Origin of the sequence: Brevundimonas sp. BH3 (genome assembly GCF_045345115.1) — a bacterium.
Taxonomy (GTDB): Bacteria; Pseudomonadota; Alphaproteobacteria; order Caulobacterales; family Caulobacteraceae; genus Brevundimonas.
The window spans coordinates 1,084,045-1,108,478 of sequence record NZ_CP150796.1; the positions used below are offsets into that span (position 1 = coordinate 1,084,045).

Here is a 24,434-nt window from a genome sequence, read left to right on the forward strand (position 1 = left end):
TGGCCCACCTTCCCCTCATCAGATTGGATCAATCCGGCGAGGAAGGCTTGGGCATGAATATTCGTACAACGGTATGTATGGGCGTCGCCACTGCGGCTCTGTTGGTTGCAGGCAGTGCTTCGGCGCAATCGGTCAAGATCGAAAACGCGGTCGCGCGTGTGATCTATGTTGTCGAAGATCGTCGTGACATTGCTATCGAGGTTTCTAACGAAACCGGCGCAACGCCCGCATTGCAGATGAGCCGCTCGGGCGATGACATTACGATCCGGGGCAATATTGGTGGTCGCCGCAATACGATCCGCATCAATGAATGCCATTCGGGCCGCAGCCGTGCACCACAGTCCTCGCCTGGAGAAGGTGCAAGTGTAACAATTGAAGGTAGACGCGTTGCCTTGTCCGACGCTCCGATGATTGTCGTGCGTGGTCCGAGGACCGTGAAGATCAGCACTACGGGTGCCGTGTTTGGTTCGATTGGACGTGGCGCTCAGTCGGTCGAGCTGGGTAGCGGTGGCTGTGGCGACTGGGTTGTGGCCAATGTCAGCGGTGCAAGCGACATCAGCATCGGTGGATCCGGTCAAGTATGGAGCGGTTCGGCGCAAAGGCTGAAAGTCGCGATTGGCGGCAGTGGCGATGTGCGCGCCGGTCGCGTCGAAACCCTGGAAGTGGCGATTGGTGGATCGGGCGATGTGACGGTTCAGGAAGTGAATGGTCCCGTGTCTGTCGCGATTGCCGGCTCGGGCGACGTCAGTGTTTCTGGTGGTCGTGTGAGCGATCTGTCCGCCCAGATTGTCGGATCGGGGGATGTCGATATTGCAACGACTGTGCAGGACGCATCGGTCGGAATTATGGGATCGGGCGATGTCCGTATCCAGCGAGTGACCGGCAATGTGTCCAAACGGATAGCCGGATCGGGTGAAGTCCGAATTGCGCGACAGTCCTGAAGAAAAAAGCCCCGGTGGATGTCCACCGGGGCTTCTTCATTTCATCCGTAGGGGATGAAATAGGTCTTACAGACCCAGACCAGCACCAGCGCGGTCGCGGGCTTGCAGGTTGCCACCGAAGTTGTAGCGGACGCCGACCTTGATGCCGTTAGCTTCAAGAGCGTAATCGTCCGAGTCGGTGTAGGTGTACGAAGCGAATGCCGAGTACGGCGAGCTTGCGAACTGGTATTCAGCACCAACCTTAGCAGCCAGAACGTCGGCGTCGAAGCCCATCAGTTCAGCGTTCTTGTACGACAGGCCAGCGTTCAGACGCAGAGCCGGGGTCGCATAGTAGGCTGCGTCAGCTTCAACAGCCCAGATGTCGGCGTCGTGCACGGTGCCGTACGAAGCAACGCCGGTCAGGGTTGCACGGTCGAAGTACTTCTGAGCAACACCGCCGAAGGTGTTCATGGTCGAACCAGCGAACTCTTCAGCAGCATAGAAGCCACCAACGCGGTAGGTGCCGATAGCCTTGGTCAGGGCAACCGAACCACCCAGGGTGGTTTCTTCGTCGAAAGCAACGATGTCGCTGTCGTGGTAGGTGCCGTTACCGGCGAAGGTCACGGTCCAGTCACCGAAGACCGGGGTAGCGACAACGCCGTCCAGAACGACGGTGTTGGTTTCAACACCCGATGCGATGCCGATGTCGGCGTCGGTGTACTGGTAGGACAGGCCAAACGAACCAGCGGTGTCTTGAGCCATAGCCGGAGCGGCGATCAGAGCGGCGACAGCGGCCGAAGCGAAGAAAACGGTTTTCATTTTTTTATTGTCCTTTTGAGACTTGCACGCCTCTCGGGGGAGGGCGGCGTGGAACCGGTGAGATAGTCGCTCAGATGTCGTTCCGCTGTAACGAACTTGTCATCAATAGCTTCAAGGAGGTGCCTTGTTGCGCGAAAGTCACTCAATGTGGCAAAGCCATGTTTAATCGGCGTCTCAATGTGGCAAGCTTGTGCGGTTGGACACTTTTCCGACGCGAATGCCTTAGCGGTTAAACAGATATGAATGAGCAAGGCGGCTGTGGGGAGACTCAAGGGGGCTCTTGCTGTCGCCCATACTTAAGAAGAGAGCCTCATGTCGGCTCAGGGCGATTGGGGCCATATTTTTAAGCGGTGATCCGGCGAGATATTTGCCATTTTTTGGACCACTTCTGTCCGGCTAATCTATTGCAGGTGCATGCCGCTCAAAGCCAATGGTATCAAGGGATTCAGCGCTTGACGCGACGTGAATCAACAGGCATAAGCACCACTCTTGTTGGACCGGCTGTGCACTTTCGGGTGCAGACGCGGTTCGCAGGAACGACCTAAGTTACTGTTCTTTTTAGAGCTTCTTGGGAATTTACGGCTCAGGCGGGGTACCGCGTGGGCCGATCGTTTTTGCGGATTTGCGTTCCCTGGGGGTAACCCCGAGGCTTCGGTCTTTGAAATGGTTCACAGGGACGCGGCTCCGGCCGCATGGGAATACTAACCGATATGGATCAAAGCATCCGCATCAGGCTCAAGGCCTTCGATCATCGCGTCCTCGACTTCTCGACGCGCGAAATCGTTAACACCGCCAAGCGCACGGGCGCGACTGTACGTGGTCCGATCCCGCTGCCGACCCTGATCGAGAAATTTACCGTGAACCGCTCGCCGCACGTCGACAAGAAGTCGCGCGAGCAGTTTGAAATCCGCACGCACAAACGCGTGCTCGATATCGTCGACCCCACTCCCCAGACCGTAGACGCGCTGATGAAGCTCGATCTGTCGGCTGGCGTGGATGTCGAGATCAAGATCTAAAGAAAGAAGAGGCGGGATCCGATGCGCACGGGCGTGATCGCCAAAAAGCTGGGTATGACCCGCGTGTTCGCCGATGATGGTGCACACGTGCCGGTTACTGTACTCCAGCTCGACGGCTGCCAAGTCGTCGGCCAACGTACCATGGAGCGTGACGGCTACGTCGCTCTCCAGCTGGGCGCTGGCGTTAAGAAGGCCAAAAATACGGCCAAGCCGCAACGCGAAGCTTTCGCGAAGGCTCAAGTTGAACCCAAAGCATACATCACCGAGTTCCGCGTGGGCGAGGATGGTCTGCTGGACGTGGGTGCCGAACTGTCGGCTGACCACTTCGTAGCTGGTCAGAAGATCGACGTGCAGGGCCTCACCATCGGTAAAGGTTTTGCCGGTGCGATGAAGCGCTGGAACTTCGGTGGTCTGCGTGCCTCGCACGGTGTGTCGATTTCGCACCGTTCGCACGGCTCGACGGGTCAACGTCAAGATCCAGGTCGTGTCTTCAAGGGCAAGAAAATGGCGGGTCATCTGGGTCAGGAAACTGTCACCCAGCAGAACCTCACCATCGTCCGTGTTGACGCTGAGCGTGGTCTGATCCTGGTCAAGGGCGCAGTCCCGGGCCACGATGGCACCTACCTGAAGCTTACCGACGCTGTGAAGAAGGCTCGTCCGGCTGAAGCCCCGTTCCCGGGTGCTGTTAAGTCGGCTGCTGCTGCTCCGGCGGTTGAAGCCAGCGAAGGCGGTGAAGCGTAATGAAACTCTCTGTCATTAAACTCGACGGCAAGGCTGCTGGCGACGTTGAGCTGTCGGAAGCCGTTTTCGGCATCACCGACATCCGCGGCGACCTGCTGGCCCGTTATGTCAACTGGCAGCTGGCCAAGCGTCGCGCTGGCACGCACAAGGTTCAAACCCGCAACGAGAATTCTCGTACGGGTAAGAAGATGTACAAGCAAAAGGGCACCGGCGGCGCTCGTCACGGTTCGCGCCGTGCACCGCAGTTCGTTGGTGGTTCGCGCGCTTTCGGTCCGGTCGTCCGCGACCACGGCTTCTCGCTGCCGAAAAAAGTCCGCGCCCTGGCTCTGCGTCACGCCCTGTCCTCGAAAGCTAAAGCTGGCGATCTGATCGTCGTCGATAGCGTTTCGATCAAGGAAGCCAAGACCGCCTCGCTGCGCGAGACCTTTGGCAAGCTTGGCTGGACCAAGGCTCTGATCATCGCTGGTCCGGAAGTTGACACCAACTTCGGTCTGGCGGCTCGCAACATCCCGCACATCGACGTGCTGCCGAATGCCGGTCTGAACGTCTATGACATCCTGCGTGCTGACAAACTGGTGCTGACCAAGGCTGCCGTTGAGGCAATCGAGGCGCGCTTTGCTGAGAAGGAAGCCGCATAATGGCCGCCGCTCAACCTACCGCCAAGCACTACGACACCATCCTGAGCCCGATCATCACTGAAAAGGCCACGATCCTGTCGGAACAGAACAAGGTCGTGTTCCGCGTTGCCGGCACCTCGACCAAGGACGAAATCGCTGCTGCGGTTGAATCCCTGTTCAAAGTCAACGTCCTCAAGGTCAACACCCTGGTTCAAAAGGGCAAGACCAAGCGCTTCAAAGGCATCAACGGCCGTCGCGTGGACATCAAAAAAGCAATCGTGACGCTGGCCGAAGGTCAGTCGATCGACGTGACGACGGGGCTCTAATCAGATGGCTCTGAAGCATTTCAATCCGACGTCGCCGGGCCGCCGCGCCCTGGTACTCGTTGACCGTTCCGAGCTGCACAAAGGCCGCCCGGAGAAGTCGCTGACCGAAGGCCTGACCAAGTCGGGCGGTCGTGGTCAGGGTGGTCGTATCGCTGTCCGCTTCCGTGGCGGTGGCGCTAAGACCCTGTATCGCAAGATCGACTTCAAGCGTCGCAAGTTCGACGCTATCGGTACTGTCGAGCGTCTGGAATATGACCCGAACCGCACCGCCTTCATCGCTCTGGTAACCTATGCCGACGGCGAGAAGACCTACATCATCGCTCCGCAACGCCTGAAGGCTGGTGACACGATCGTCGCTGGCGAGAAGGTCGACGTGAAGCCGGGCAACGCAATGCCGCTGCGCTCGATGCCGGTCGGCACCATCATCCACAACGTGGAGATGAAGCCGGGCAAGGGTGCTCAGCTGGCTCGTTCGGCTGGTGCTTACGCCCAGCTGGTTGGCCGCGACCAAGGTTACGCTCAAATCCGTCTGGGTTCGGGTGAACTGCGCATGGTTCTGGATGCGTGCATGGCTACCGTTGGTGCCGTGTCGAACCCGGATCACATGAACCAGAACCTCGGTAAGGCTGGTCGCAAGCGTCACATGGGCTTCCGCCCGCACGTCCGCGGCGTCTCCATGAACCCGATCGACCACCCGCACGGTGGTGGTGAAGGTCGTACCTCGGGCGGCCGTACTCCGGTTACGCCGTGGGGTAAGGACACCAAGGGTACCCGTACTCGCAAGAACAAGGCCACGGACAAGTATATTATCCGTAGCCGTCACGTGAAGAAGGCTCGCTAAGAATGGCCCGCTCCTCCTGGAAAGGCCCGTTTGTCGACGGGTATCTGCTCAAGAAGGCCGACGCCGCTCAATCGTCGGGCCGTAAAGATGTGATCAAGACCTGGTCGCGTCGCTCCACCATCCTGCCGCAGTTCGTGGGTCTGACCTTTGGCGTTTACAACGGCCAGAAGCACGTTCCTGTCTCCGTCTCTGAAGAGATGGTTGGCATGAAGTTCGGCGAGTTCGCGCCGACCCGTAACTTCCCGGGTCACGCTGCGGACAAGAAGGCCAAGAGGAAATAATCCATGGCCCAGACCAAGAACACCCGTCGTGTTGCTGCGAACGAAGCCCGCGCCAAGCTGGTTAATGTTCGCATCAGCCCGCAGAAGCTGAACCTGGTGGCCGCCTCGATCCGCGGTCTGCCGGTACAGAAAGCTCTGAACGAGCTGGAGTTCAGCCGCAAGCGCATCGCCATCGACGTTCGCAAGGCTCTGTATTCGGCTATCTCGAACGCCGAGAACAACCACAACCTGGACATCGACAACCTCGTGGTTGCCGAAGCCTTTGTTGGTAAGAACCTGGTGATGAAGCGTTTTGCGAGCCGCGCTCGTGGTCGCTCGTCGCGCATCATGAAACCGTTTAGCGAGATCACCATCGTGGTCCGTGAAGCAGGTGAGGCCGCCTGATGGGACAGAAAATCAATCCGATCGGTCTGCGCCTCGGCGTGAACCGTACGTGGGACAGCCGCTGGTTCGCCGGCGGTGCTGACTACGCTAAGTTGCTGCACCAAGACCTGAAGCTGCGCGCGTGGCTGAAGGAACGTCTGTCGGCTGCTGGCGTCGCTCGTGTCATCATCGAGCGTCCCCACAAGAAGTGCCGCGTGACGATCTACGCCGCCCGTCCGGGTGTCGTGATCGGCAAGAAGGGCGCTGACATTGACAAGCTGCGCAAGGACATTGCGGCACGTACCGAAGGCGAAGTTCACCTGAACATCGTCGAGGTCCGCAAGCCGGAAACCGACGCCCAGCTGATCGCTGAAAACATCGCTCAGCAACTCGAGCGTCGTGTGGCTTTCCGCCGTGCGATGAAGCGTTCGATGCAATCGGCCATGCGTCTCGGCGCAAAGGGCGTGCGTATCAACGTCTCGGGCCGTCTCGGCGGTGCTGAAATCGCCCGTATGGAATGGTACCGCGAAGGTCGCGTGCCGCTCCACACCCTGCGTGCTGACATCGACTACGGCTTCTATGAAGCCAAGACGACCTACGGCATCATCGGCGTGAAGGTTTGGGTCTTTAAGGGTGAAGTGCTCGAGCACGACCCGATGGCTCAAGACAAGCGCTGGGCTCAGGAAGCTGCGGGTCCGTCGTCCAACGAAGGCCGTGAACGTGGCCCCCGCGGTGATCGCGGCCCGCGTCGTGGTCGTGGTGAAGGCTGATTAGACCATGCTGCAACCTAAAAAGACCAAATACCGTAAGGCCTTTAAAGGCCGTATCCACGGTTCGTCGAAGGGCGGCTTCTCGCTGAACTTCGGCTCCTACGGCCTGAAGGCCATGGAACCGGAACGCATCACTGCTCGTCAGATTGAAGCGTGCCGTCGTGCCGTTACCCGCCACATGAAGCGTCAAGGCCGCGTGTGGATCCGTATCTTCCCAGACCTGCCGGTTACCGGTAAGCCTGCCGAAGTGCGTATGGGTAAAGGTAAGGGTGCGATCGACCACTGGGCAGCTCGCGTTGCTCCGGGCCGCATTATGTTCGAAATCGACGGCGTATCGGACGACATCGCCCGTGAGGCCCTGCGCCTCGGCGCCGCCAAGCTGCCGATCCGTACCAAGGTGGTTACCCGCCTGGACGCCGGCATCGTTACGGAGCAAGCCGCATAATGACCAAGATCGCTGATCTCCGGTCGCAAACCGTCGACCAACTGTCCGACGAGCTTCTGAAGCTCAAAAAGGAACAGTTCAACCTGCGCTTCCAAGCGGCTACCGGCCAAATGGAAAAAACCCACCGTGTGGGTGAAGTGCGCAAAGATATCGCTCGCATCTCCACGCTTCTGCGTGAGAAGCGCGCTTCGTAAGGAAACGAATATGCCCAAGCGAATTCTCGAAGGCGTGGTCGTGTCCGACAAGGGCGCCAAGACTGTCGTGGTCAAGGTGGAGCGCACGCTGCTCCACCCGCTTCTGAAGAAGACCGTCCGGTTCTCGAAGAAGTATCACGCGCACGACGAAGCCAACGCCCTCAAGGTCGGTGACATCGCTCGTATCGTCGAGTGCGCCCCCAAGTCCAAACTGAAGCGCTGGGAAGTTCTTTCCCCGGCTTCTGCCTCGTAATCAGAAGGATCTGATCTTATGATCCAGATGCAAACTAACCTGGAAGTGGCCGATAACTCGGGCGCCCGCCGGGTCATGTGCATCAAGGTGCTCGGCGGTTCTAAACGCCGTTACGCCTCGATCGGCGACACCATTGTCGCCTCTGTGAAGGAAGCAATCCCGCGCGGTCGCGTTAAGAAGGGTGATGTCGTTCGCGCCATCGTCGTTCGCACCGCTAAGGACATCCAACGCAAGGACGGTTCGGTTATCCGTTTTGATAAATCGGCTGCCGTCATCGTTAACAAGTCCAACGAGCCGGTTGGCACTCGTATCTTCGGTCCGGTTCCGCGCGAACTTCGCGCCAAGAACCACATGAAGATCATCTCGCTGGCTCCGGAGGTTCTGTAACCATGGCCGCCAAGATCAAGAAGGGCGACAATGTTGTCGTCCTTACCGGCAAGGACAAAGGCCGCACCGGTCAGGTGCTGAAGGTCCTTCCGACTGAAAACCGCGTCGTCGTTCAAGGTATCAACATGGTTCAGCGCCACACGCGCCCGACCCAAGCTGATCCGCAAGGCGGCATCAAACACAAAGAAGCCTCGCTTCACCTGTCGAACGTCGCCATTGTCGACGCTAACGGCAAGGCGACCCGCGTTGGCTTCAAGGTTGAAGGTGACCAAAAGGTCCGCTTCGCCAAGTCGACCGGAGACGTCATCTGATGGCTACCGAGAAATACACCCCGCGCCTGAAGACCGAGTACGTTTCGCGTATCCGTTCGGTCATGAAGGAAAAGTTCGGTTACACGAACGACATGCAGATCCCTAAGCTGGACAAGATCGTCCTGAACATGGGTATCGGTGAAGCGGTTGCAGACTCCAAGAAGGCGACTGCCGCCCTCAAGGATCTGACGGCTATCGCTGGTCAGAAAGCTGTTGCTACCAAGGCTCGTAACTCGATCGCTGGCTTCAAGCTGCGTGAAGGTATGATCATTGGCGGCAAGGTGACGCTGCGCGGCGACCAAATGTACGAGTTCCTGGACCGGTTCGTCACGATCGCGCTGCCGCGCGTGAAGGACTTCCGTGGCCTTAAGGGCACTTCGTTCGACGGTCGTGGCAACTACGCCACCGGTCTGAAGGAGCACATCGTGTTCCCGGAGATCAACTACGACCAGATCGACCAGATGTGGGGCATGGACATCGTCGTTTGCACCACGGCCAAGACCGACGAGGAAGCCAAGGCTCTCCTCGCCGAGTTCAAGTTCCCGTTCGTGAACTGATCGGGAAGGGAAGAGAACAATGGCTAAGAAAAGCGCCGTAAACCGCAACGAAGCCGTCAAGGCCCTGGTTGCGAAGTATGCCGCGAAGCGTGAAGCTCTTAAGGCTACCGCTAACGATGAGAGCCTGCCGCTGGAGGAGCGCTTTGACGCTCGCCTCAAGCTGGCAGCCCTGCCGCGTAACTCCGCGCCGACCCGTATTCGCAACCGTTGCGAAGTCACGGGTCGCCCGCGGGCTTACTACCGCAAGCTCAAGATGAGCCGTGTCGCCCTGCGCGAACTGGGCAACCTGGGTCAAATCCCGGGCCTGACCAAGTCGAGCTGGTAAGGGGAGCGAACAGATATGATGATCAACGATCCCCTGAGCGACATGATCGCTCGTATCAAGAACGCGGCTACCCGCAAGCGTTCGAAGGTACTTACGCCGGCTTCCCGTCTGCGCCAGCGCGTCCTCGACGTGCTGCAGTCGGAAGGCTACATCCGCGGCTACAACCTGGTGCAAAACCCGGGTGAGTTCCCGCAGTTCGAGATCGAGCTCAAATACTTCGACAACCAGCCTGTGATCGCCGAGATCGCTCGCGTGTCGAAGCCGGGCCGTCGCGTCTATTCGGCTATCGGCGATCTGAAGCCGGTGAAGAATGGCCTCGGCATCTCGATCCTTTCGACTTCGAAGGGCGTTATGTCTGACGCTGCTGCCCGCGACGCTAATGTCGGCGGCGAAGTTCTGTGCAGGGTCTACTAATATGTCTCGTATTGGTAAGAAAACCATCACCGTGCCGAAGGGCGTGACTGTCACGCTCAACGGCCAGGACGTCACCGTAAAGGGTCCTAAGGGCGAACGCTCGTGGACCGTGGCTGAAGAGATCGAGGTCAAACAGGAAGGCGACGAGCTGACCCTGACCCCGACCTCGGAAACCCAGCGTGCGAAAGCTATGTGGGGTCTGTCGCGTACCCTGGTTGCCAACATGGTGACCGGTGTAACCGAAGGCTTCGAGAAGAACCTGGAACTGGTTGGCGTGGGTTACCGCGCCGCCATGAAAGGCAACGCTCTTTCGCTGCAGCTCGGCTTCTCGCACGACGTAGACGTCACGCCGCCGGAAGGCATCACCTTCGCTGTGCCGAAGCAGACCGAAATCAAGATTTCGGGCAACGACAAGCAAGCTGTTGGTGAAATCGCCGCCGTCATCCGCAAAATGCGTCCGCCTGAGCCGTATAAAGGCAAGGGTGTTCGCTATCAGGGCGAGTTTGTCCGACGCAAGGAAGGCAAGAAGAAGTAAGTCATGGCTCTTTCTCTTCAACAACAAGCCAAGCGTCGCGCAGAACGCAACCGTCGTCGTCTGCGTGCAGTCGCCAACGGTCGTCTGCGTCTGTCGGTCTTCCGTTCGGACAAGAACATCTCGGCACAAATCATCGACGACTCGAAGGGCATCACTGTCGCTTCGGCCTCGTCGCTGGAAGGTGGCAAGGGTTCCAAGGGCTCGGACGTCGCTGCTGCTGCCAAGATTGGCAAGCTGATCGCCGAACGTGCCATCGAAAAGGGCGTCAAAGACGTCGTTTTCGACCGCGGTGGCTACATCTATCACGGCCGGGTCAAGGCGCTGGCGGAAGCCGCGCGCGAAGCCGGTCTGAACTTCTAAGGGAACGACAGACATGGCTCGTGAACCCCAACGCGGCGGCGGCGATCGCAATCGTCGCGACCGCAACGCTCCGGCAGTAGACGCTGCTGAAAGCGACATCATCGAGAAGCTGGTACACATTAACCGTGTTGCCGCAACCGTTAAGGGTGGACGTCGTTTCTCGTTCGCTGCCCTGATGGTTGTCGGTGACGGCAAGGGTCGTGTGGGCTTCGGTCATGGCAAGGCACGTGAAGTGCCGGAAGCTATCCGCAAGGCGACCGAAGAAGCCAAGAAGACGATGATCCGCGTGCCGCTGCGCGAAAACCGCACTCTGCACCACGACGGCAATGGCCGTTGGGGCGCCGGCAAGATCATGATGCGCGCTGCACCTCCGGGTACCGGCGTCATCGCAGGTGGTCCGATGCGTGCCGTCCTCGAAACCCTCGGCGTTCAAGACGTCGTGGGCAAGTCGACCGGTTCGTCGAACCCCTACAACATGATCCGCGCAACCTTCGAAGCTCTGAAGGTTCAGTCGTCGCCGCGTCAGGTTGCTGCCAAGCGCGGCAAGAAGGTCGCCGACCTGATGGGCCGCCGCAACGATGGTGCTTCGGCATCGGAAACTGTGGAGGGCTAATCTAATGGCCAAGAGCGAAAAGAAGACCGTGACCATCCGTCAGGTTGGCAGCCCGATCCGCCGCAAGGCCGATCAGCGCGCCACTCTGGTGGGCCTGGGTCTGAACCAAATCGGCCGTGAGGCTACCCTGGAGGATACCCCGTCTGTACGTGGTATGATCTCCAAGGTCGCTCACATGGTTGAAGTGGTCGAAGGCTAAAAAAGCTCAGATGCCCTCCCTCGGAAACGGGGGAGGGCGTTTTGCTTTTTCAGATTGCATCTTGCGATGCAGGGCGGGGTCGCTTATTAGCGGCCCTTCGTTTTTAAAACGCCGAGTCAGTCGAAATGCGTCTTGCATCACGTCTGGCGCTAGCACCCGAAAGGATCAGGCACATGAAACTGAATGAAATCCGCGACAATCAAGGCGCCCACAAAGCTCGCATGCGTGTCGGCCGTGGCCCGGGTTCGGGCAAGGGCAAGACCGCAGGCCGCGGCGTCAAGGGTCAGAAGTCGCGTTCGGGCGTCGCCATTGGCGGCTTCGAAGGCGGTCAAATGCCGCTGTACATGCGTATGCCTAAGCGCGGCTTCAACAATGCCAACGCTCTGCGTCTGGCTGAAGTCAACCTGTGGCGCATCCAGGAAGCTATCGATGCTGGCAAGCTCGACGCTTCGGCTGAAATCAACGGTGCCGCTCTGGTCGCTGCTGGCGTGATCCGTCGTGAAAAAGACGGCGTTCGCGTTCTGGGCGAAGGCGAACTGAAGGCCAAGCTGAACCTGGTTGTCTGGTCGGCAACCTCGGGTGCCATCAAGGCGATCGAAGCTGCTGGTGGTAAGGTCGAGCAACAGCGCATCGAAGCTGAAGCCAAGGCTGCTGCCCGCGTTGCCAAGCGCGAAGCTGCAAAGGGCAAGGCTCCGGCACCTAAGGCTCCGAAGGGCGACGAGAACAAGATCTCGGCTCGCGCCAAGCGCGCGGCTGCCAAGGCCTAAGACTGTCGTCATCCCGGTCAACCCTGTGGGTTAAATCGGGATCTTTCCGAACGGGATGACGAATTTTCGAAAGCGGCTCTCGCATGGGAGCCGCTTTCACCTTATCTGACGACACTCATAGTCGTGGGGAAAGCATATGGCTTCGGCCGCTGAACAACTTGCAGCAAATATGAACATGGGTTCGTTCGCGAAGGCGACCGAGCTCCACAAGCGCCTGCTGTTCACGCTGGGCGCTCTGCTGGTCTATCGTCTCGGTACCTATGTGCCGATCCCGGGCATCAATACCGATGCCTTCCTCCAGTTCTTCCAGAACCCGGACGGCCAACGCGGCATCCTGGACATGTTCAACATGTTCTCGGGTGGCGCTGTGGAACGTATGGCTGTGTTTGCGCTGAACGTGATGCCGTACATCTCGGCCTCGATCATCGTGCAGCTGATGGGTGCGGTGTATCCGCCGTGGGAGAAGCTGAAAAAGGAAGGCGGCGAAGCAGGTCGCAAACAGCTGAACCAATACACCCGCTATCTGACGGTTGTGCTGGCTCTGGCTCAGTCCTTCGGTATCGCCGTCGGTCTGAACGCCTCGCAAGGCCTCGTCGATGCGCCGGGGATGTTCTTCATCGCCACGACGGTTGTGACCTTGACGGGCGGCACCATGTTCCTGATGTGGCTGGGTGAACAAGTCACCGCACGCGGCGTCGGTAATGGTATCTCTCTGATCATCTTCGCCGGTATTGTGGCGGTTCTGCCGGGCACGATTGCGCGTCTGCTGGGCCTGGCCCAACAAGGTCAGATGTCGGCCTTCATGCTGCTGGGTCTGGCCATTCTGGCTGTGGCAACGGTTGTGTTCATCGTGTTCATGGAACGCGCTCAACGCCGCCTGCTGATCCAGTATCCGAAGCGTCAGGAAGGGAACCGCGTCACTGGTGGCGAGCGTTCGTTCCTGCCACTGAAGGTGAATACGGCGGGTGTTATTCCGGCCATCTTCGCTTCGTCGCTACTGATGCTGCCGACCACGGTGGCCCAATTCACCGCAACGGCAAACCTGCCGGAGTGGATGGCATGGCTGCCAACCGTGACGGCACAACTGACGCACGGCAAGCCGGTGTTCATCATCCTGTACGGCGCGCTGATCATCTTCTTCTGCTTCTTCTACACCTCGATCACCTTCAACCCTGAAGACACGGCCGAGAACCTGCGCAAGTACGGCGGCTTCCTGCCGGGTATCCGTCCGGGCAAGCGCACGGCTGAATATCTGGACTATGTGCTGACCCGTCTGACGGTCATCGGTGCGGGCTACATCACTCTGGTCTGTCTGCTGCCGGAGTTCATGGTCGCTGGTATGGGCAACGCCATGTATTTTGGCGGTACCTCTCTGCTGATCGTTGTGTCGGTGACGATGGATACTGTTTCTCAGATCCAGTCTCACCTGCTGGCGCACCAGTATGAAGGTCTGATCAAGAAGGCGAAACTGCGCGGCCGTGGTGGTCGTGGTGGTACGCCGGCCATGCGCCGCTAAGCTAAGGGTAGTGGGGAACCAGGTTATGAATCTCATCCTGTTCGGACCGCCGGCTGCGGGCAAGGGTACCCAAGCCAAGCGTCTCGTCGAGACGCGCGGCATGGTACAGTTGTCCACTGGCGACATGCTGCGTGCCGCGATTGCCTCGGGGTCGGAGCTTGGCCTTAAGGTCAAGGACGTTCTGGCGCGTGGCGATCTCGTCACCGACGAAATCGTCATTGCCCTGATCGAAGCCCGTTTGCCGGAAGCTGAAGCTGCGGGGGGCGCTATCTTTGACGGCTTCCCTCGTACTGTCGCTCAGGCCGAGGCTCTGGATGGCATGCTCGAAAAGCGCGGTGCCAAGATCGACGCGGTTGTTCGCCTGAAGGTGAATGATGTCGCGCTGACCGAACGCATCACTAAGCGTTTCGAAGAGCAGGGTCGTGCCGACGACAATCCTGAAACTTTCAAGGATCGTCTGGCGGTTTATAATAAACAGACCGCGCCTTTGCTTCCCTACTATGAAGCGCAAGGCAAGCTGACCGAGGTAGACGGCATGGGCGATATCGCCACTGTCGCCGCTGCGATCGACCGCGCTCTGGCTTAAGACTTCGGGAAACCGAAAAAAGAATAGGCCGGCATCTTCGGATGCCGGCCTTTTTCTATGGGTGGCATCTTCCAAGCCTGTGAGCCATGGCGCAGGTTGTGCGTTCCATGTCTATGAGCCGCGATACAGATCCACCCCAAGGCAAACCCAAGCGCACAAGCAAAGCCTTGGCTGTTGTCGTGGTGGGTTTGACCCATGTGGTGCTGGGGCTGTGGCTGGGCCATCTGGCACCTGAGGTCGAAACCGAAGAGCCTCTGCAGGCCATTGCCGTAGATTTGGTAAGGCCGGTGCCGCCGCCTATGCCTGAACCACTTCCCGCAAGCCCTAAAGAGGGCGGGGGGGCAGCTGCTGCCAAGTCTGCGGTGCGCCCCACGCCGCCGCGCGAAAAAATGCCCCCACCCGAAATCGAGGCACCACCGGTTACATCGTCGGAACCGCCTTTGGTCATAGGTGTCGCCGAAAAGGAATCGGTCAGGCCCGGACAGGGGCAGGGGGAGAAGGGAGCAGCACAGGTCGTGGCGAAGGAAGCGGATCCGGCGATGGCCGTGGTTCGGGGCCGCAGTTCATCAGCGGACCCTCACAGGCCCAGATTCGCAGCCTGCATCCACGCGAGGCTTTCCGGCGCAGGCAGGGGGGGCGGGTGCAACTGATATGCCGTTTACGCGCCGATACACGGCTGGAAGCCTGTCGCGTGGTCAGTGAAACGCCACAAAATGCAGGTTTCGGCACCGCAGCCCTTGCGGCGGCGCAGTATTTCCGCTTTCGTCCAGCTTCACGTGAAGGGCACCCTGTGGATGGGGCCGAGATCGCTGTGGGGGTGGAATGGCCGTAAGAAACCTTCTGTTAAGGGGTCTTTCCGGGCTGCCCCCGTTGACGTCTTGGGAATCCCATGTATAAGGGCCGTCTTCCGCGAAGGGCGCACACGCTTCAGGTTTGTTAACCGGAGCGGTTTTTGCGTCTGACTAACGCGTACCTGGAGAATTTCGTGGCCCGTATCGCTGGCGTCAACATTCCGACCAACAAGCGCGTTGAAATCGCGCTTCAGTACATTCATGGCATTGGCGCGCATACCGCCAAGGAAATCACTGCGAAAGTTGGCATTGAGCCGGCTCGTCGCGTGAACCAACTTTCCGATGCCGAAATCCTGCAAATCCGTGAAACTATCGACCGTGATCACACCGTCGAGGGCGACCTGCGTCGTGAAACCTCGATGAGCATCAAGCGTCTGATGGATCTGGCCTGCTATCGCGGCCTGCGTCACCGTAAGGGCCTGCCGGTCCGCGGTCAACGCACGCATACGAACGCTCGTACCCGCAAGGGTCCGGCCAAGCCGATCGCCGGCAAGAAGAAGTAAGAGAGAGGCCTGAGCTATGGCTAAGGAACAGGGTCGCGTTAAACGTCGCGAACGTAAGAATATCACTTCGGGCGTTGCCCACGTGAATGCCTCTTTCAACAACACCATGATCACGATCACGGATGCCCAAGGCAACGCGATCTCGTGGTCGTCGGCGGGTCATATGGGCTTCAAGGGTTCGCGTAAGTCGACCCCGTATGCTGCCCAGATGGCTGCTGAAGATGCAGGCAAGAAGGCTGCCGAGCACGGCGTGAAGACGCTGGAAGTGAACGTCTCGGGTCCGGGTTCGGGCCGTGAGTCGGCGCTGCGCGCTCTGCAAGCTGTTGGCATGACCATCACGACCATTCGTGATGTGACGCCGATGCCGCACAATGGCTGCCGTCCGCCGAAGCGTCGTCGCGTTTAATCGCCGGCTGACTCTTTATCTTCTGCTGACCCCCTATTAGCCTGAGTGCACACAGGTGGGGTCAGCGAAACCTGTTCGAGGGACACTAATGATCGAAAGAAACTGGCAAGAGCTGATCCGTCCCGAGAAGCCCCAGGTCGAGGCCGGCTCTGACCCGCAGCGCAAAGCGCGTCTGGTCGCCGAACCCCTCGAACGTGGCTTCGGTGTGACGCTCGGTAACGCGCTTCGCCGCGTTCTGCTGTCCTCGCTTCAGGGCGCAGCAGTCACCGCCATCCAGATCGACGGCGTTGTCCACGAGTTTTCCTCGCTGGAAGGCGTTCGTGAAGACGTTGTGGATATCGTCCTCAACATCAAGCAGCTGGCTCTCCGCATGCATGCGGAAGGTCCGAAGCGTATGACCCTGCGCGCCACCGGTCCCGGTGTTGTGACGGCGGCTCAAATCGACGTTCCTGCCGATATCGAGATCCTGAACCCGGATCACGTTATCTGCACGCTGGACGACGGCGCTTCGATCCGCATGGAACTGACCGTTCAAAACGGTAAGGGCTATGTGGCAGCCGAGTTCAATCGTCCGGAAGACGCCCCGATCGGCCTGATCGCGGTTGACGCCCTTTACTCGCCGGTCAAACGCGTTGCCTATCGCGTCGAGCCGACCCGTCAAGGTCAGTCGCTGGACTATGATAAGCTGATCCTCGAGATCGAAACCAACGGTGCGGTTTCGCCGGTTGACGCAGCAGCATTCGCCGCTCGCATCCTGCAAGACCAACTCCAGATCTTCATCACCTTCGAAGAGCCGACCAAGGCTGTCGAGCAGTCGGACGGCAAGCCCGACCTGCCGTTCAACCCGTCGCTGCTGAAGAAGGTAGACGAACTGGAGCTGTCGGTCCGCTCGGCGAACTGCCTGAAGAACGACAACATCGTCTACATCGGCGACCTGATCCAGAAGACCGAGGGCGAAATGCTTCGCACCCCGAACTTCGGCCGCAAGTCGCTGAACGAGATCAAAGAAGTGCTGGCGACTATGGGCCTGAGCCTCGGTATGGATGTGCCGAATTGGCCGCCGGAAAACATCGAAGATCTGGCCAAGAAGTTCGACGACCAGATCTGATCATCAACCCTCCGCCCAGGTCCTTAAGTTGGATTGGTTGGGGCGGTTAGAATGAGAGGCCCTAGGTCCCGCCCCGTTGAGTTCTGGGCCGGAAACCAGGGTTGAGTAGGAGAGACCCCGATGCGCCACGGCGCCGCCTATCGTAAGCTCGGCCGTACGGTCAGCCACCGCCAGGCCATGTTCGCCAACATGGCTGCCTCGCTGATCAAGCACGAGCAAATTACCACGACCCTGCCGAAGGCAAAGGAACTGCGTCCTTTCGTCGAGAAGCTGGTGACCCTCGCCAAAAAAGGCGACCTGCACGCTCGTCGTCAGGCTATCAGCGCCGTTCGTGATGTGCCGCAAGTCGGCAAGCTGTTTGACACCCTGGCTGCACGCTATGCAGACCGTAACGGTGGCTACATCCGCATCATGAAAGCTGGCTTCCGTCACGGCGACAACGCCGCGATGGCAGTCATCGAGTTCGTCGATCGCGACGTCTCGGCCAAGGGCAAGGACTCCGGTCCGGTTGTCATGATCGAGGGTGACGAAGCCTAAGCTTCGTTTCCGATCTTATTGATCCGAAAGGGCGGTTGGCTTTGGCTTGCCGCCCTTTTGCTTTGCCAAGCTTTGACTTGAAATCGAGGTGGCAAGCCGCAATACCGCACATATGGTCAAGTTATCTTACAGCGTTGTTTCCTATCGTTCTGATCATGCCTCCGCATGGCGCTCTCTGAACGAAGGCTGGATCATCGAGGCCGGTTTTGCCATCGAGGCTAAGGACCGTAGAGTTCTGGCGGATGCCGAGGGCGAGGTGCTGGAGCGGGGCGGTCACATTTTCATTGTCGAGAGCGAAACCGGAGAGCCTGTAGGCTGTGTATCGCTGATGCCTATGAATGATGGCGGGTTCGAACTGGCCAAGATGGCCATAGACCCCAAGGCGCGCGGGGCAGGTCTGGCGCATCTGTTGATGAAGGCCTGTGTGGAGCGGGCCACTAAGCTGGGAGCCAGTCGTCTCTATCTGGAAACCAATTCACAACTGGCACCGGCGCTGAGCCTTTATGAGGCCCATGGTTTTGAATATCTGCCGTTGCAGGACACGCCGTATGTTCGTGCGGATGTATTTATGGAAAAGCGGCTTGGCTAAAGCTTATTCCTTGGACAGGTCCTGACGTTGGAACAGCCAGACGGACAGGGCCGTGGGGGCTGCAACCCAGAGCAACAGTCCGGTTAGGGCTTTGGCGGCGATGGCGACTGTCACGGGGCCATGGGCCAGATAGGTCTGGACGGTTGCGTAGGCGGCAGAGGGGAACAACAGCAGGGTGCGCCACTCGGACGGGCCCCAGCCGAGCCCCAGCATCATACGCTCGACCATAAAGCTGCCAAAACCAAAGGCGATAGCGATAACAAAGCCGCCAAAAAGCGACCGCGTCGCCAGGGCCGCAAGCAAAGCTACAAGCCCCGTTTGAATGGCCCTAAGCCATGATGCGACCACCATGCCAAGGATGGTCATAAGCCGGTTGGCATCCAGTCCAATCCTGATGGTGCGATGTTCGATAGTGGCGCTGATGATCTGGGCTACGATCTCGCACAACAGAAACAGCAATAGCGGGATGGCGGCAATGATGGCGATCGCGAGAGCCTTGCCCAGTACAAGATTGAGGCGGCTGTTACGCGGACGGATCAGACGCCACGTTTCCCAGCGGTAATCACTGGCCGCGATGGCAGCTGCTCCGATCAGGAAAAAGGCCAGTAGATTGGCCCCTGCCAGTTGCGAAGCCTGATCCACCATCAATGTTCCAAGGTCGAGCGGTGCGTGGGCAATCTGGCCAACCGAGGCGGGCAGACTGGCTTCGGCTTTTTGAAACTGGCCATATAGAAACTGGCGAAACAATATACCGACAATGGCTGTTCCCACAGGGATGGCCAACAGCGCCCAGAACCATGCCTGGGTATTGCGTGAAAAGCGCAGCAACTCGGCGCGCACAGCATCAAACAGCACTGGCGACCTCCTGCGTTTGGGGCATGTCACGGGTCTCGGCGATGAAGATGGCTTCAAGGTCCGCACCGACCCATTGGGCCTCCATGATATCAATGCCTTCCATGACTAGGTGACGGATCAGTCCGGCTGTGTCTTCGCGGCGGATATTGACCAGTATGACATCGCCGGAAATCTCTCCTGCATCGCCAAGAATGTCCTTGACCTTGGCCAGGGGGGAAGCGGACAGACGCAAATGCGCACTGGACTGGCTAAGCTCGCTGACGGATCCTTCGGCCGCCAGACGACCACGATTGAGGATGGCGACGCGGTCGCACATGCGCTGGACTTCCAGCAACTGGTGGCTGGCCATGATAACGGTGACGCCATCATTATCGACCAGATCACGGATCAGGCTGCGGATTTCCATAATGCCCGGCGGGTCCATGCCGCTGGTCGGCTCATCCAGAATGACCAGATCTGGGCGTGTCATAAGAGCGGCAGCAATGCCCAGACGCTGCATCATACCCACTGAAAAGCCACGAACCTTGCGATGGGCGGCTTCGGTAAGGCCGACGCGCTCCAGCCAGTGGTCAATATCGATATCACGGGCTTGTCCATGCGCGGTCGCCAGCCATAATAGACAGTCACGGGCAGACATAAAGGCCGGATAGCGCGGGGTTTCGATCATGGAACCGATGTGGCGCAGGTTCTGGGTGTGGCCGATGGGATAGCCCATAATCTCGGCATGGCCTGTGGTGGGTTCGACAAGGCCCAGCAGCACACGAAACAGCGTGGACTTACCCGCGCCGTTAGGTCCCAAAATACCGTAAACGCCGCCTTTCGGAATCTCGAGCGACAGACCGTTCAGGGCCCTGACCTCGCCGAAAGACTTGGTGAGATTGTCCATTGTGATAACGGCGTTCATGATTTTGAGACTGACGCCTTATGTCTGGGGGGACAAGATGATTCCTCGGTTGATGCTATCCCCAACTCCGATATGTCTTGGGACTGTAACGGAAAAAGCCTAGCAGTGGGCTTTACGATAGTATTTGCGGGAATAGGCGTATGGCGTCTCCATCATTGTTTCGTCGTCTGGCTGCCGGAACGGCGCTGGGTCTGACCCTGTTGACCGGAGCATGCGCTACGACCGGTAACGAGCAGGTCCCTGCGGTTGCGGCGGTGCAGAGCCAGCCAACGGTTATTCTGGTGTCGATTGATGGTTTTCGCGCTGATTATCTTTCACGCGGCCTGACACCCAATCTGTCGCGTCTGGCACAGGAAGGGGCCAGCGGCCCGATGAAACCGTCTTTCCCGACGGTGACATTCCCCAACCACTATACGCTGGTGACGGGACTGCATCCCGACCACCACGGCATTGTCGGCAATAATATGATCGACGATGAACTGGGACGGTTCTCTCTGGGCAATCAGGCCGCTGTGACCGACCGTCGCTGGTGGGATGATGGCGAGCCGATCTGGGTCAGTGCTGAAAAGGCCGGTGTGAAAACCGGCACCATGTTCTGGCCGGGTTCCGAGGCCGCGATTCATGGCGTGCGACCCAGTCACTGGGTCAAGTTCGATCAGTCGATGGATGGCAATGCCCGCGTAGATCAGCTTTTGGCATGGCTGGACCTGCCGCAAGCCGAGCGCCCGCGCTTGAACACGCTGTATTTCGATATCGTAGACACGATGGGGCACCATCATGGCCCGCAATCCGATGAAGTGAATGCTGCGATGGCCCAGACGGATGCCTCTATTGGCTATCTGCTGGAAGGGCTGAAGGCGCGGGGTCTGGATGATGACGCTATCATTATTGTGGTGTCGGACCACGGCATGTCTGCAACATCGCCTGATCGTGTGGTGACGCTGGATGACTATGTCGATACCACGGCCATCAGCATTGTCTATTCCGGCCCTGTCGCATTTTTGAATGCCCGGGACGACCGCGACGACGAGGTTGAAAAGGCGCTGGTCGGCAAGCACGAGCGCATGGAGTGCTGGGAAAAGGACGATATCCCTGCACGTCTGGTGCTGGGCAGCCATGACCGCGTGTCGGACTTTGTGTGTCTGGCGCAGGATGGTTGGCTGATCGCTACGCGCGACCGTCCTGTGCGCAAGGCAGGTGGCGCGCATGGCTATGACAATATCTCGCCGGACATGCAGGCCATCTTTATCGCTTATGGTCCGGGCGTCGTGGCCGGTCGTCGCCTGCAAAATCTCGACAGCGTGGATGTGCAGCCTCTGTTGGGGCGTCTGCTGAACATTACGGTGCCGAAAACCGACGGCAATCCGCAGGACACCCTGCCGGTGACCCAACCGTAAGGGTTCAGTTGGTTTAGAGCGCATAATCGGACGGGCAGTTTCTGTAGAGACTGCCTGTTTTCCTTTTGAGTTGTGCGCGATGCTAGGCCTACGCGTAACCCTCTGCCGGTTGCTTTCGGATAGGGGCTATTGTGGAGTGGGTTATAGCCCGACGTGCATAAATCAAAGATAATGCACAAGCTTGAGGCTTGCGACGCAACGTCTTGAACACCATTGCTTTATGGTAAGGGGCCAGCCTTGATGCCGTCCCAATCTATGTGCCGAATAGTGTCCGCTTGCTGGATCACCCTGGATGAGTGACTAACCTGATGAAGAATTCGCACCTTGCCATTGCTGCTGCTCTCTTGCTTGCAGCTTGCGGGCAGCCTCAGCCGTCCAAGGCGCAGGAAGGCGTCTTTGCCGAAGCACAGCCGCGTATCGCCCCGAACGATGCCGGTGCCATGAAAACCAGTTTCGCGCCTGTCGTGCGCACGGCGGCCCCCGCTGTGGTGAATATTGCCGCGCGTGGTGTGCAACAGGGACGTGACCCGTTCTGGGGTATTCCGACCGCGCGCCAGACCGGCTCGATCGGCTCGGGCGTGATTGTGCGCAACGACGGTATCGTCATCACCAATGCCCACGTCGTGAAGGACATGCGCGAAATCCGCGTCACGCTTCAGGACCGCCGCGAGTTTCCCGCTCGCGTGCTGCTGGCAGACGAGCGTTCGGACATTGCGGTGCTGCAACTGGATGATGTGAACGGCGACCTGCCGGTTATCCGTATCGACGATCAGGAAGAACAGCAGGTCGGTGATCTGGTTCTGGCCATCGGCAACCCGTTCGGCGTGGGCCAGACGGTGACCAATGGCATTATCTCTGCCCTGAACCGTACCGATACCGGCATCAGCGATTCCGGCTCGTTCATCCAGACCGATGCCCCGATCAACCCCGGTAATTCGGGCGGGGCGCTGGTGGACATGGATGGTGATCTGATCGGCATCAATACCGCGATCTTCAGCCGTACCGGCTCTTCGACCGGCGTGGGCTTTGCCGTACCGGCAGCCATGGTGCGCCGCGTGCTGGATTCGGCTGTGGGTGGCGAAACCCGCGTGGTGCGTCCGTGGCTGGGCGTGAAGGGCGACACCCTGAGCGGCGACATGGCCCGCAGTCTGGGCCTTGAACGCCCGCAAGGCCTTCTGGTGACGGACGTCTATTCGGGTGGCCCTGCGGCGCGTGCCGGTATCGAGGTGGGGGATGTCATCACCGCCATCGACGGTGCGGAAGTGAACGATCAGGGCGGTCTGAACTATCGTGTTGGCACCAAGCAGCCGAACGAGACGGTTGCGGTGACCCTGCTGCGTGATGGCCGTACCCAAAACGTGAATGCCCGCGTGACCCAGCTTCCCGGTGATGCCGAGATCAGCAAGGGCGTGACCGTGGGGCAGGGCGCGCTTGCCGGACTTTCGGGCATTGCGCTGAATCCGGCGCGGGCCGACCGTATGGGCGGTGATCCGTTCACCAATGGCGTGTTCGTGACGGGTATCCAGCGTGGCAGCATGGCGCATCGTATCGGCCTGCGTCCCAATGACGTGATCCAGTCGGTGGATGGTCGTGCCGTGACCTCGGTCGAGGCTCTGGGCCGTGCCGGGCGCGGATCGGAAATCACCATCATCCGTGGCGGTCGCAGCCTGAACGGTCGTATCCCTTAAATAGGTGAAATCGGGTGCCGGACGGCCTATGAATAGATCATGAGTGATCTGTTCGAAGCTTCCGGCATCCATCCGCCCGACGCGCCTCTGGCCGACCGTCTGCGCCCGACCACGCTGGACGAGGTCTTGGGACAGGATCATCTGCTGGGTGAAGGCGGGCCGATCCGGCGCATGACAGCGGCGGGACGTCTGGGTTCCATGATCCTGTGGGGACCGCCGGGCACCGGCAAGACCACGATTGCCCGTCTGCTCGCCAAGGCGGCGGGCTATGAATATATGCAGATCAGCGCCGTTTTTTCGGGTGTGGCCGATCTGAAAAAGGCGTTTGAACAAGCCAAGGCCATTCGTGCCTCGGGCCGTTCGGTGCTGTTGTTCGTTGACGAAATCCACCGCTTTAACCGCACCCAGCAGGACAGCTTCCTGCCGTTCGTAGAGGCAGGTGTGGTAACGCTGGTTGGCGCGACGACCGAGAACCCCAGCTTTGAACTGAACGGCGCATTGCTGTCGCGTTCGCAGGTCTATGTGCTGAAACGGCTGGACGATGCGGCGATGGAGCAACTGCTGCAACGCGCCGAAAGCCATGTTGGCAAGCCGCTGCCCTTGCTGCCCGAAGCGCGCGAAGCCCTGTTCACCATGGCCGATGGTGACGGGCGCTATCTGTTGACCATGGTCGAGGTCCTGTTCGATCTGGTCGGGGACGAACAATTGGACGTGCAGACCATGGCTGCCATCCTGCAAAAGCGCGCCCCTGCCTATGACAAGAGCCGCGAGGAACATTATAATCTGATCTCGGCCTTGCATAAGTCGGTGCGGGGGTCTGATCCCGATGCGGCGCTGTATTGGCTGGCACGGATGCTGAAGGGCGGGGAAGACCCGCTGTTCATTGCGCGGCGTTTGGTGCGGATGGCGGTCGAGGACATTGGCGAGGCCGATCCTCTGTCCATCCTCGTCGCCAATGCGGCCAAGGATACTTATGATTTCCTCGGCTCCCCCGAAGGTGAGTTGGCACTGGCGCAATGCACCGTGCATCTGGCCACGGCCCCCAAGTCCATCGGCGTTTATCAGGCCTATAAGGCGGCAATGAAGGCGGCCAGCGAGACTGGATCACTGATGCCTCCCGCCAATATCCGCAATGCCCCGACCAAGCTGATGAAGGAGCTGGGTTACGGCAAGGGCTATCAGTACGATCCCGATACGGTCGAGGGCTTTTCCGGCGACAACTATTTCCCCGACGGCATGGCCCGCCAGAGCTTCTATCGCCCCAAGGGCGAGGGCCACGAGGAAAAGATCAAGCAACGCATGGAACGCTGGAGCCAGATGCGGGCGCGGATCAATGCCTCAAAGGGCGATGGCGGTGACGACGACTGGGGTCGCCAATAGGGACACCTCTCGAAGATTTTGCTTGCGAGATTTTACAGTCGGAGTGACATCACTGGCGGC

At 59.2% G+C, this 24,434-nt stretch carries 36 protein-coding genes and 1 pseudogene; 34 read left to right on the forward strand and 3 right to left on the reverse strand.

Annotation, left to right across the window (positions count from 1 at the left end):
- The first annotated feature begins 53 nt into the window (after positions 1 to 53).
- Entirely contained in the window at positions 54 to 941 is an 888-nt protein-coding gene (locus tag WEU32_RS05055; protein ID WP_406853100.1) for a GIN domain-containing protein, read from the forward strand.
- A gap of 66 nt (positions 942 to 1,007) precedes the next feature.
- Here WEU32_RS05055 and WEU32_RS05060 read toward each other — a convergent pair whose 3' ends face one another.
- The gene (locus WEU32_RS05060; RefSeq protein WP_312813866.1) at positions 1,008 to 1,739 is read right to left on the reverse strand and encodes a hypothetical protein; all 732 of its coding nucleotides are present in this window, start codon (positions 1,737 to 1,739) and stop codon (positions 1,008 to 1,010) included.
- 710 nt (positions 1,740 to 2,449) lie between these two features.
- Between WEU32_RS05060 and rpsJ the strand changes: the two genes are divergently transcribed.
- The 30 genes and pseudogenes from rpsJ to WEU32_RS05210 all read left to right on the forward strand — a co-directional run bounded on the left by rpsJ (position 2,450) and on the right by WEU32_RS05210 (position 18,150).
- Entirely contained in the window at positions 2,450 to 2,755 is a 306-nt protein-coding gene (rpsJ, locus tag WEU32_RS05065) for a 30S ribosomal protein S10 (protein WP_003164367.1), read from the forward strand.
- A 21-nt stretch (positions 2,756 to 2,776) separates the two neighbouring features.
- Positions 2,777 to 3,496: a 50S ribosomal protein L3 gene (rplC, locus tag WEU32_RS05070; protein ID WP_406853101.1), complete on the forward strand. Its 720-nt coding sequence runs from the start codon at positions 2,777 to 2,779 to the stop codon at positions 3,494 to 3,496.
- Positions 3,496 to 4,134 (forward strand): 50S ribosomal protein L4, encoded by a 639-nt coding sequence (gene rplD, locus WEU32_RS05075; RefSeq protein ID WP_312137732.1) that lies wholly within the window; start codon positions 3,496 to 3,498, stop codon positions 4,132 to 4,134. Before rplC ends, rplD begins: the two co-directional genes overlap by 1 nt.
- Positions 4,134 to 4,439, forward strand: coding sequence for a 50S ribosomal protein L23 (locus WEU32_RS05080; RefSeq protein ID WP_312137734.1), 306 nt, complete (start codon positions 4,134 to 4,136; stop codon positions 4,437 to 4,439). The genes rplD and WEU32_RS05080 overlap by 1 nt, the downstream gene beginning before the upstream one ends.
- A gap of 4 nt (positions 4,440 to 4,443) precedes the next feature.
- Positions 4,444 to 5,280 (forward strand): 50S ribosomal protein L2, encoded by an 837-nt coding sequence (gene rplB / locus WEU32_RS05085; protein ID WP_312137735.1) that lies wholly within the window; start codon positions 4,444 to 4,446, stop codon positions 5,278 to 5,280.
- A gap of 2 nt (positions 5,281 to 5,282) precedes the next feature.
- Positions 5,283 to 5,561 carry a 30S ribosomal protein S19 gene (gene rpsS, locus WEU32_RS05090; RefSeq protein ID WP_292054543.1) on the forward strand — a complete coding sequence of 93 codons (279 nt, stop codon included), beginning with the start codon at positions 5,283 to 5,285 and terminating at the stop codon, positions 5,559 to 5,561.
- Positions 5,562 to 5,564: 3 nt separating this feature from the next.
- Positions 5,565 to 5,945 carry a 50S ribosomal protein L22 gene (rplV, locus tag WEU32_RS05095; protein ID WP_312137740.1) on the forward strand — a complete coding sequence of 127 codons (381 nt, stop codon included), beginning with the start codon at positions 5,565 to 5,567 and terminating at the stop codon, positions 5,943 to 5,945.
- Positions 5,945 to 6,694, forward strand: coding sequence for a 30S ribosomal protein S3 (rpsC, locus tag WEU32_RS05100; RefSeq protein WP_312137741.1), 750 nt, complete (start codon positions 5,945 to 5,947; stop codon positions 6,692 to 6,694). The genes rplV and rpsC overlap by 1 nt, the downstream gene beginning before the upstream one ends.
- A 7-nt stretch (positions 6,695 to 6,701) precedes the next feature.
- Positions 6,702 to 7,139 carry a 50S ribosomal protein L16 gene (gene rplP, locus WEU32_RS05105; RefSeq protein WP_312137743.1) on the forward strand — a complete coding sequence of 146 codons (438 nt, stop codon included), beginning with the start codon at positions 6,702 to 6,704 and terminating at the stop codon, positions 7,137 to 7,139.
- Complete coding sequence (rpmC, locus tag WEU32_RS05110; protein ID WP_312137745.1) at positions 7,139 to 7,333, forward strand: 50S ribosomal protein L29; 195 nt, start codon at positions 7,139 to 7,141, stop codon at positions 7,331 to 7,333. Before rplP ends, rpmC begins: the two co-directional genes overlap by 1 nt.
- 10 nt (positions 7,334 to 7,343) lie before the next feature.
- Positions 7,344 to 7,586: a 30S ribosomal protein S17 gene (rpsQ, locus tag WEU32_RS05115; protein ID WP_312137747.1), complete on the forward strand. Its 243-nt coding sequence runs from the start codon at positions 7,344 to 7,346 to the stop codon at positions 7,584 to 7,586.
- A gap of 18 nt (positions 7,587 to 7,604) precedes the next feature.
- Positions 7,605 to 7,973, forward strand: a complete 369-nt coding sequence (rplN, locus tag WEU32_RS05120; protein ID WP_167178083.1) for a 50S ribosomal protein L14 — start codon at positions 7,605 to 7,607, stop codon at positions 7,971 to 7,973.
- A 2-nt stretch (positions 7,974 to 7,975) separates the two neighbouring features.
- Complete coding sequence (gene rplX, locus WEU32_RS05125) at positions 7,976 to 8,284, forward strand: 50S ribosomal protein L24 (protein WP_312137749.1); 309 nt, start codon at positions 7,976 to 7,978, stop codon at positions 8,282 to 8,284.
- On the forward strand, positions 8,284 to 8,841 hold the full coding sequence (gene rplE / locus WEU32_RS05130) for a 50S ribosomal protein L5 (protein ID WP_312137751.1): 558 nt from the start codon (positions 8,284 to 8,286) through the stop codon (positions 8,839 to 8,841). Before rplX ends, rplE begins: the two co-directional genes overlap by 1 nt.
- Before the next feature lie 19 nt (positions 8,842 to 8,860).
- A complete protein-coding gene (rpsN, locus tag WEU32_RS05135; RefSeq protein WP_269300158.1) occupies positions 8,861 to 9,166 on the forward strand; it encodes a 30S ribosomal protein S14 in 306 nt (101 codons plus the stop codon).
- 15 nt (positions 9,167 to 9,181) lie between these two features.
- Positions 9,182 to 9,580 carry a 30S ribosomal protein S8 gene (gene rpsH / locus WEU32_RS05140; RefSeq protein WP_312137753.1) on the forward strand — a complete coding sequence of 133 codons (399 nt, stop codon included), beginning with the start codon at positions 9,182 to 9,184 and terminating at the stop codon, positions 9,578 to 9,580.
- A 1-nt stretch (position 9,581) separates the two neighbouring features.
- Complete coding sequence (gene rplF, locus WEU32_RS05145; RefSeq protein ID WP_312137755.1) at positions 9,582 to 10,115, forward strand: 50S ribosomal protein L6; 534 nt, start codon at positions 9,582 to 9,584, stop codon at positions 10,113 to 10,115.
- 3 nt (positions 10,116 to 10,118) lie between these two features.
- The gene (rplR, locus tag WEU32_RS05150) at positions 10,119 to 10,475 is read left to right on the forward strand and encodes a 50S ribosomal protein L18 (protein WP_312137757.1); all 357 of its coding nucleotides are present in this window, start codon (positions 10,119 to 10,121) and stop codon (positions 10,473 to 10,475) included.
- A gap of 13 nt (positions 10,476 to 10,488) precedes the next feature.
- Positions 10,489 to 11,088, forward strand: coding sequence for a 30S ribosomal protein S5 (gene rpsE / locus WEU32_RS05155; protein WP_312137759.1), 600 nt, complete (start codon positions 10,489 to 10,491; stop codon positions 11,086 to 11,088).
- 4 nt (positions 11,089 to 11,092) lie between these two features.
- Positions 11,093 to 11,287 (forward strand): 50S ribosomal protein L30, encoded by a 195-nt coding sequence (gene rpmD, locus WEU32_RS05160; RefSeq protein ID WP_312137761.1) that lies wholly within the window; start codon positions 11,093 to 11,095, stop codon positions 11,285 to 11,287.
- Positions 11,288 to 11,460: 173 nt separating this feature from the next.
- Positions 11,461 to 11,907: pseudogene (gene rplO / locus WEU32_RS05165) on the forward strand (50S ribosomal protein L15); the annotation flags it as partial.
- Between the two features lie 283 nt (positions 11,908 to 12,190).
- Complete coding sequence (secY, locus tag WEU32_RS05170) at positions 12,191 to 13,570, forward strand: preprotein translocase subunit SecY (RefSeq protein ID WP_312137763.1); 1,380 nt, start codon at positions 12,191 to 12,193, stop codon at positions 13,568 to 13,570.
- Positions 13,571 to 13,595: 25 nt separating this feature from the next.
- Positions 13,596 to 14,156, forward strand: coding sequence for an adenylate kinase (locus WEU32_RS05175; RefSeq protein ID WP_406853103.1), 561 nt, complete (start codon positions 13,596 to 13,598; stop codon positions 14,154 to 14,156).
- An 86-nt stretch (positions 14,157 to 14,242) separates the two neighbouring features.
- Complete coding sequence (locus WEU32_RS05180; protein WP_406853105.1) at positions 14,243 to 14,806, forward strand: hypothetical protein; 564 nt, start codon at positions 14,243 to 14,245, stop codon at positions 14,804 to 14,806.
- Positions 14,797 to 14,988 carry a hypothetical protein gene (locus WEU32_RS05185; RefSeq protein WP_406853106.1) on the forward strand — a complete coding sequence of 64 codons (192 nt, stop codon included), beginning with the start codon at positions 14,797 to 14,799 and terminating at the stop codon, positions 14,986 to 14,988. The genes WEU32_RS05180 and WEU32_RS05185 overlap by 10 nt, the downstream gene beginning before the upstream one ends.
- Before the next feature lie 153 nt (positions 14,989 to 15,141).
- Positions 15,142 to 15,510: a 30S ribosomal protein S13 gene (rpsM, locus tag WEU32_RS05190; RefSeq protein WP_312137767.1), complete on the forward strand. Its 369-nt coding sequence runs from the start codon at positions 15,142 to 15,144 to the stop codon at positions 15,508 to 15,510.
- A gap of 16 nt (positions 15,511 to 15,526) precedes the next feature.
- Complete coding sequence (rpsK, locus tag WEU32_RS05195; protein WP_135063516.1) at positions 15,527 to 15,916, forward strand: 30S ribosomal protein S11; 390 nt, start codon at positions 15,527 to 15,529, stop codon at positions 15,914 to 15,916.
- A gap of 88 nt (positions 15,917 to 16,004) precedes the next feature.
- On the forward strand, positions 16,005 to 17,024 hold the full coding sequence (locus tag WEU32_RS05200; RefSeq protein WP_312137772.1) for a DNA-directed RNA polymerase subunit alpha: 1,020 nt from the start codon (positions 16,005 to 16,007) through the stop codon (positions 17,022 to 17,024).
- Between the two features lie 120 nt (positions 17,025 to 17,144).
- On the forward strand, positions 17,145 to 17,561 hold the full coding sequence (rplQ, locus tag WEU32_RS05205; RefSeq protein ID WP_312137774.1) for a 50S ribosomal protein L17: 417 nt from the start codon (positions 17,145 to 17,147) through the stop codon (positions 17,559 to 17,561).
- A gap of 112 nt (positions 17,562 to 17,673) precedes the next feature.
- A complete protein-coding gene (locus WEU32_RS05210; protein ID WP_312137776.1) occupies positions 17,674 to 18,150 on the forward strand; it encodes a GNAT family N-acetyltransferase in 477 nt (158 codons plus the stop codon).
- Positions 18,151 to 18,153: 3 nt separating this feature from the next.
- Here the strand turns inward: WEU32_RS05210 and WEU32_RS05215 are convergent, their stop codons facing one another.
- Both WEU32_RS05215 and WEU32_RS05220 read right to left on the reverse strand, forming a co-directional pair.
- The gene (locus WEU32_RS05215) at positions 18,154 to 19,005 is read right to left on the reverse strand and encodes a hypothetical protein (protein WP_406853107.1); all 852 of its coding nucleotides are present in this window, start codon (positions 19,003 to 19,005) and stop codon (positions 18,154 to 18,156) included.
- Positions 18,995 to 19,909, reverse strand: a complete 915-nt coding sequence (locus WEU32_RS05220; protein ID WP_406853108.1) for an ABC transporter ATP-binding protein — start codon at positions 19,907 to 19,909, stop codon at positions 18,995 to 18,997. The genes WEU32_RS05215 and WEU32_RS05220 overlap by 11 nt, the downstream gene beginning before the upstream one ends.
- Positions 19,910 to 20,049: 140 nt before the next feature.
- On the opposite strand from WEU32_RS05220, the gene WEU32_RS05225 reads away from it, so the two are divergent.
- The 3 genes from WEU32_RS05225 to WEU32_RS05235 all read left to right on the forward strand — a co-directional run bounded on the left by WEU32_RS05225 (position 20,050) and on the right by WEU32_RS05235 (position 24,374).
- Entirely contained in the window at positions 20,050 to 21,306 is a 1,257-nt protein-coding gene (locus tag WEU32_RS05225; RefSeq protein ID WP_406853109.1) for an ectonucleotide pyrophosphatase/phosphodiesterase, read from the forward strand.
- Positions 21,307 to 21,614: 308 nt separating this feature from the next.
- The gene (locus WEU32_RS05230) at positions 21,615 to 22,994 is read left to right on the forward strand and encodes a trypsin-like peptidase domain-containing protein (protein ID WP_312813849.1); all 1,380 of its coding nucleotides are present in this window, start codon (positions 21,615 to 21,617) and stop codon (positions 22,992 to 22,994) included.
- Between the two features lie 39 nt (positions 22,995 to 23,033).
- Positions 23,034 to 24,374 (forward strand): replication-associated recombination protein A, encoded by a 1,341-nt coding sequence (locus WEU32_RS05235; RefSeq protein WP_406853110.1) that lies wholly within the window; start codon positions 23,034 to 23,036, stop codon positions 24,372 to 24,374.
- The last annotated feature ends 60 nt before the right edge of the window (positions 24,375 to 24,434 follow it).

Coding starts and splice junctions, on each gene's coding strand:
- WEU32_RS05055 (WP_406853100.1), top strand. CDS start 54: ATGAATATTCGTACAACGGTATGTATGGGCGTCGCCACTGCGGCTCTG.
- WEU32_RS05060 (WP_312813866.1), bottom strand. CDS start 1,739: ATGAAAACCGTTTTCTTCGCTTCGGCCGCTGTCGCCGCTCTGATCGCC.
- rpsJ (WP_003164367.1), top strand. CDS start 2,450: ATGGATCAAAGCATCCGCATCAGGCTCAAGGCCTTCGATCATCGCGTC.
- rplC (WP_406853101.1), top strand. CDS start 2,777: ATGCGCACGGGCGTGATCGCCAAAAAGCTGGGTATGACCCGCGTGTTC.
- rplD (WP_312137732.1), top strand. CDS start 3,496: ATGAAACTCTCTGTCATTAAACTCGACGGCAAGGCTGCTGGCGACGTT.
- WEU32_RS05080 (WP_312137734.1), top strand. CDS start 4,134: ATGGCCGCCGCTCAACCTACCGCCAAGCACTACGACACCATCCTGAGC.
- rplB (WP_312137735.1), top strand. CDS start 4,444: ATGGCTCTGAAGCATTTCAATCCGACGTCGCCGGGCCGCCGCGCCCTG.
- rpsS (WP_292054543.1), top strand. CDS start 5,283: ATGGCCCGCTCCTCCTGGAAAGGCCCGTTTGTCGACGGGTATCTGCTC.
- rplV (WP_312137740.1), top strand. CDS start 5,565: ATGGCCCAGACCAAGAACACCCGTCGTGTTGCTGCGAACGAAGCCCGC.
- rpsC (WP_312137741.1), top strand. CDS start 5,945: ATGGGACAGAAAATCAATCCGATCGGTCTGCGCCTCGGCGTGAACCGT.
- rplP (WP_312137743.1), top strand. CDS start 6,702: ATGCTGCAACCTAAAAAGACCAAATACCGTAAGGCCTTTAAAGGCCGT.
- rpmC (WP_312137745.1), top strand. CDS start 7,139: ATGACCAAGATCGCTGATCTCCGGTCGCAAACCGTCGACCAACTGTCC.
- rpsQ (WP_312137747.1), top strand. CDS start 7,344: ATGCCCAAGCGAATTCTCGAAGGCGTGGTCGTGTCCGACAAGGGCGCC.
- rplN (WP_167178083.1), top strand. CDS start 7,605: ATGATCCAGATGCAAACTAACCTGGAAGTGGCCGATAACTCGGGCGCC.
- rplX (WP_312137749.1), top strand. CDS start 7,976: ATGGCCGCCAAGATCAAGAAGGGCGACAATGTTGTCGTCCTTACCGGC.
- rplE (WP_312137751.1), top strand. CDS start 8,284: ATGGCTACCGAGAAATACACCCCGCGCCTGAAGACCGAGTACGTTTCG.
- rpsN (WP_269300158.1), top strand. CDS start 8,861: ATGGCTAAGAAAAGCGCCGTAAACCGCAACGAAGCCGTCAAGGCCCTG.
- rpsH (WP_312137753.1), top strand. CDS start 9,182: ATGATGATCAACGATCCCCTGAGCGACATGATCGCTCGTATCAAGAAC.
- rplF (WP_312137755.1), top strand. CDS start 9,582: ATGTCTCGTATTGGTAAGAAAACCATCACCGTGCCGAAGGGCGTGACT.
- rplR (WP_312137757.1), top strand. CDS start 10,119: ATGGCTCTTTCTCTTCAACAACAAGCCAAGCGTCGCGCAGAACGCAAC.
- rpsE (WP_312137759.1), top strand. CDS start 10,489: ATGGCTCGTGAACCCCAACGCGGCGGCGGCGATCGCAATCGTCGCGAC.
- rpmD (WP_312137761.1), top strand. CDS start 11,093: ATGGCCAAGAGCGAAAAGAAGACCGTGACCATCCGTCAGGTTGGCAGC.
- secY (WP_312137763.1), top strand. CDS start 12,191: ATGGCTTCGGCCGCTGAACAACTTGCAGCAAATATGAACATGGGTTCG.
- WEU32_RS05175 (WP_406853103.1), top strand. CDS start 13,596: ATGAATCTCATCCTGTTCGGACCGCCGGCTGCGGGCAAGGGTACCCAA.
- WEU32_RS05180 (WP_406853105.1), top strand. CDS start 14,243: ATGGCGCAGGTTGTGCGTTCCATGTCTATGAGCCGCGATACAGATCCA.
- rpsK (WP_135063516.1), top strand. CDS start 15,527: ATGGCTAAGGAACAGGGTCGCGTTAAACGTCGCGAACGTAAGAATATC.
- WEU32_RS05200 (WP_312137772.1), top strand. CDS start 16,005: ATGATCGAAAGAAACTGGCAAGAGCTGATCCGTCCCGAGAAGCCCCAG.
- rplQ (WP_312137774.1), top strand. CDS start 17,145: ATGCGCCACGGCGCCGCCTATCGTAAGCTCGGCCGTACGGTCAGCCAC.
- WEU32_RS05210 (WP_312137776.1), top strand. CDS start 17,674: ATGGTCAAGTTATCTTACAGCGTTGTTTCCTATCGTTCTGATCATGCC.
- WEU32_RS05220 (WP_406853108.1), bottom strand. CDS start 19,909: ATGAACGCCGTTATCACAATGGACAATCTCACCAAGTCTTTCGGCGAG.
- WEU32_RS05225 (WP_406853109.1), top strand. CDS start 20,050: ATGGCGTCTCCATCATTGTTTCGTCGTCTGGCTGCCGGAACGGCGCTG.
- WEU32_RS05230 (WP_312813849.1), top strand. CDS start 21,615: ATGAAGAATTCGCACCTTGCCATTGCTGCTGCTCTCTTGCTTGCAGCT.
- WEU32_RS05235 (WP_406853110.1), top strand. CDS start 23,034: ATGAGTGATCTGTTCGAAGCTTCCGGCATCCATCCGCCCGACGCGCCT.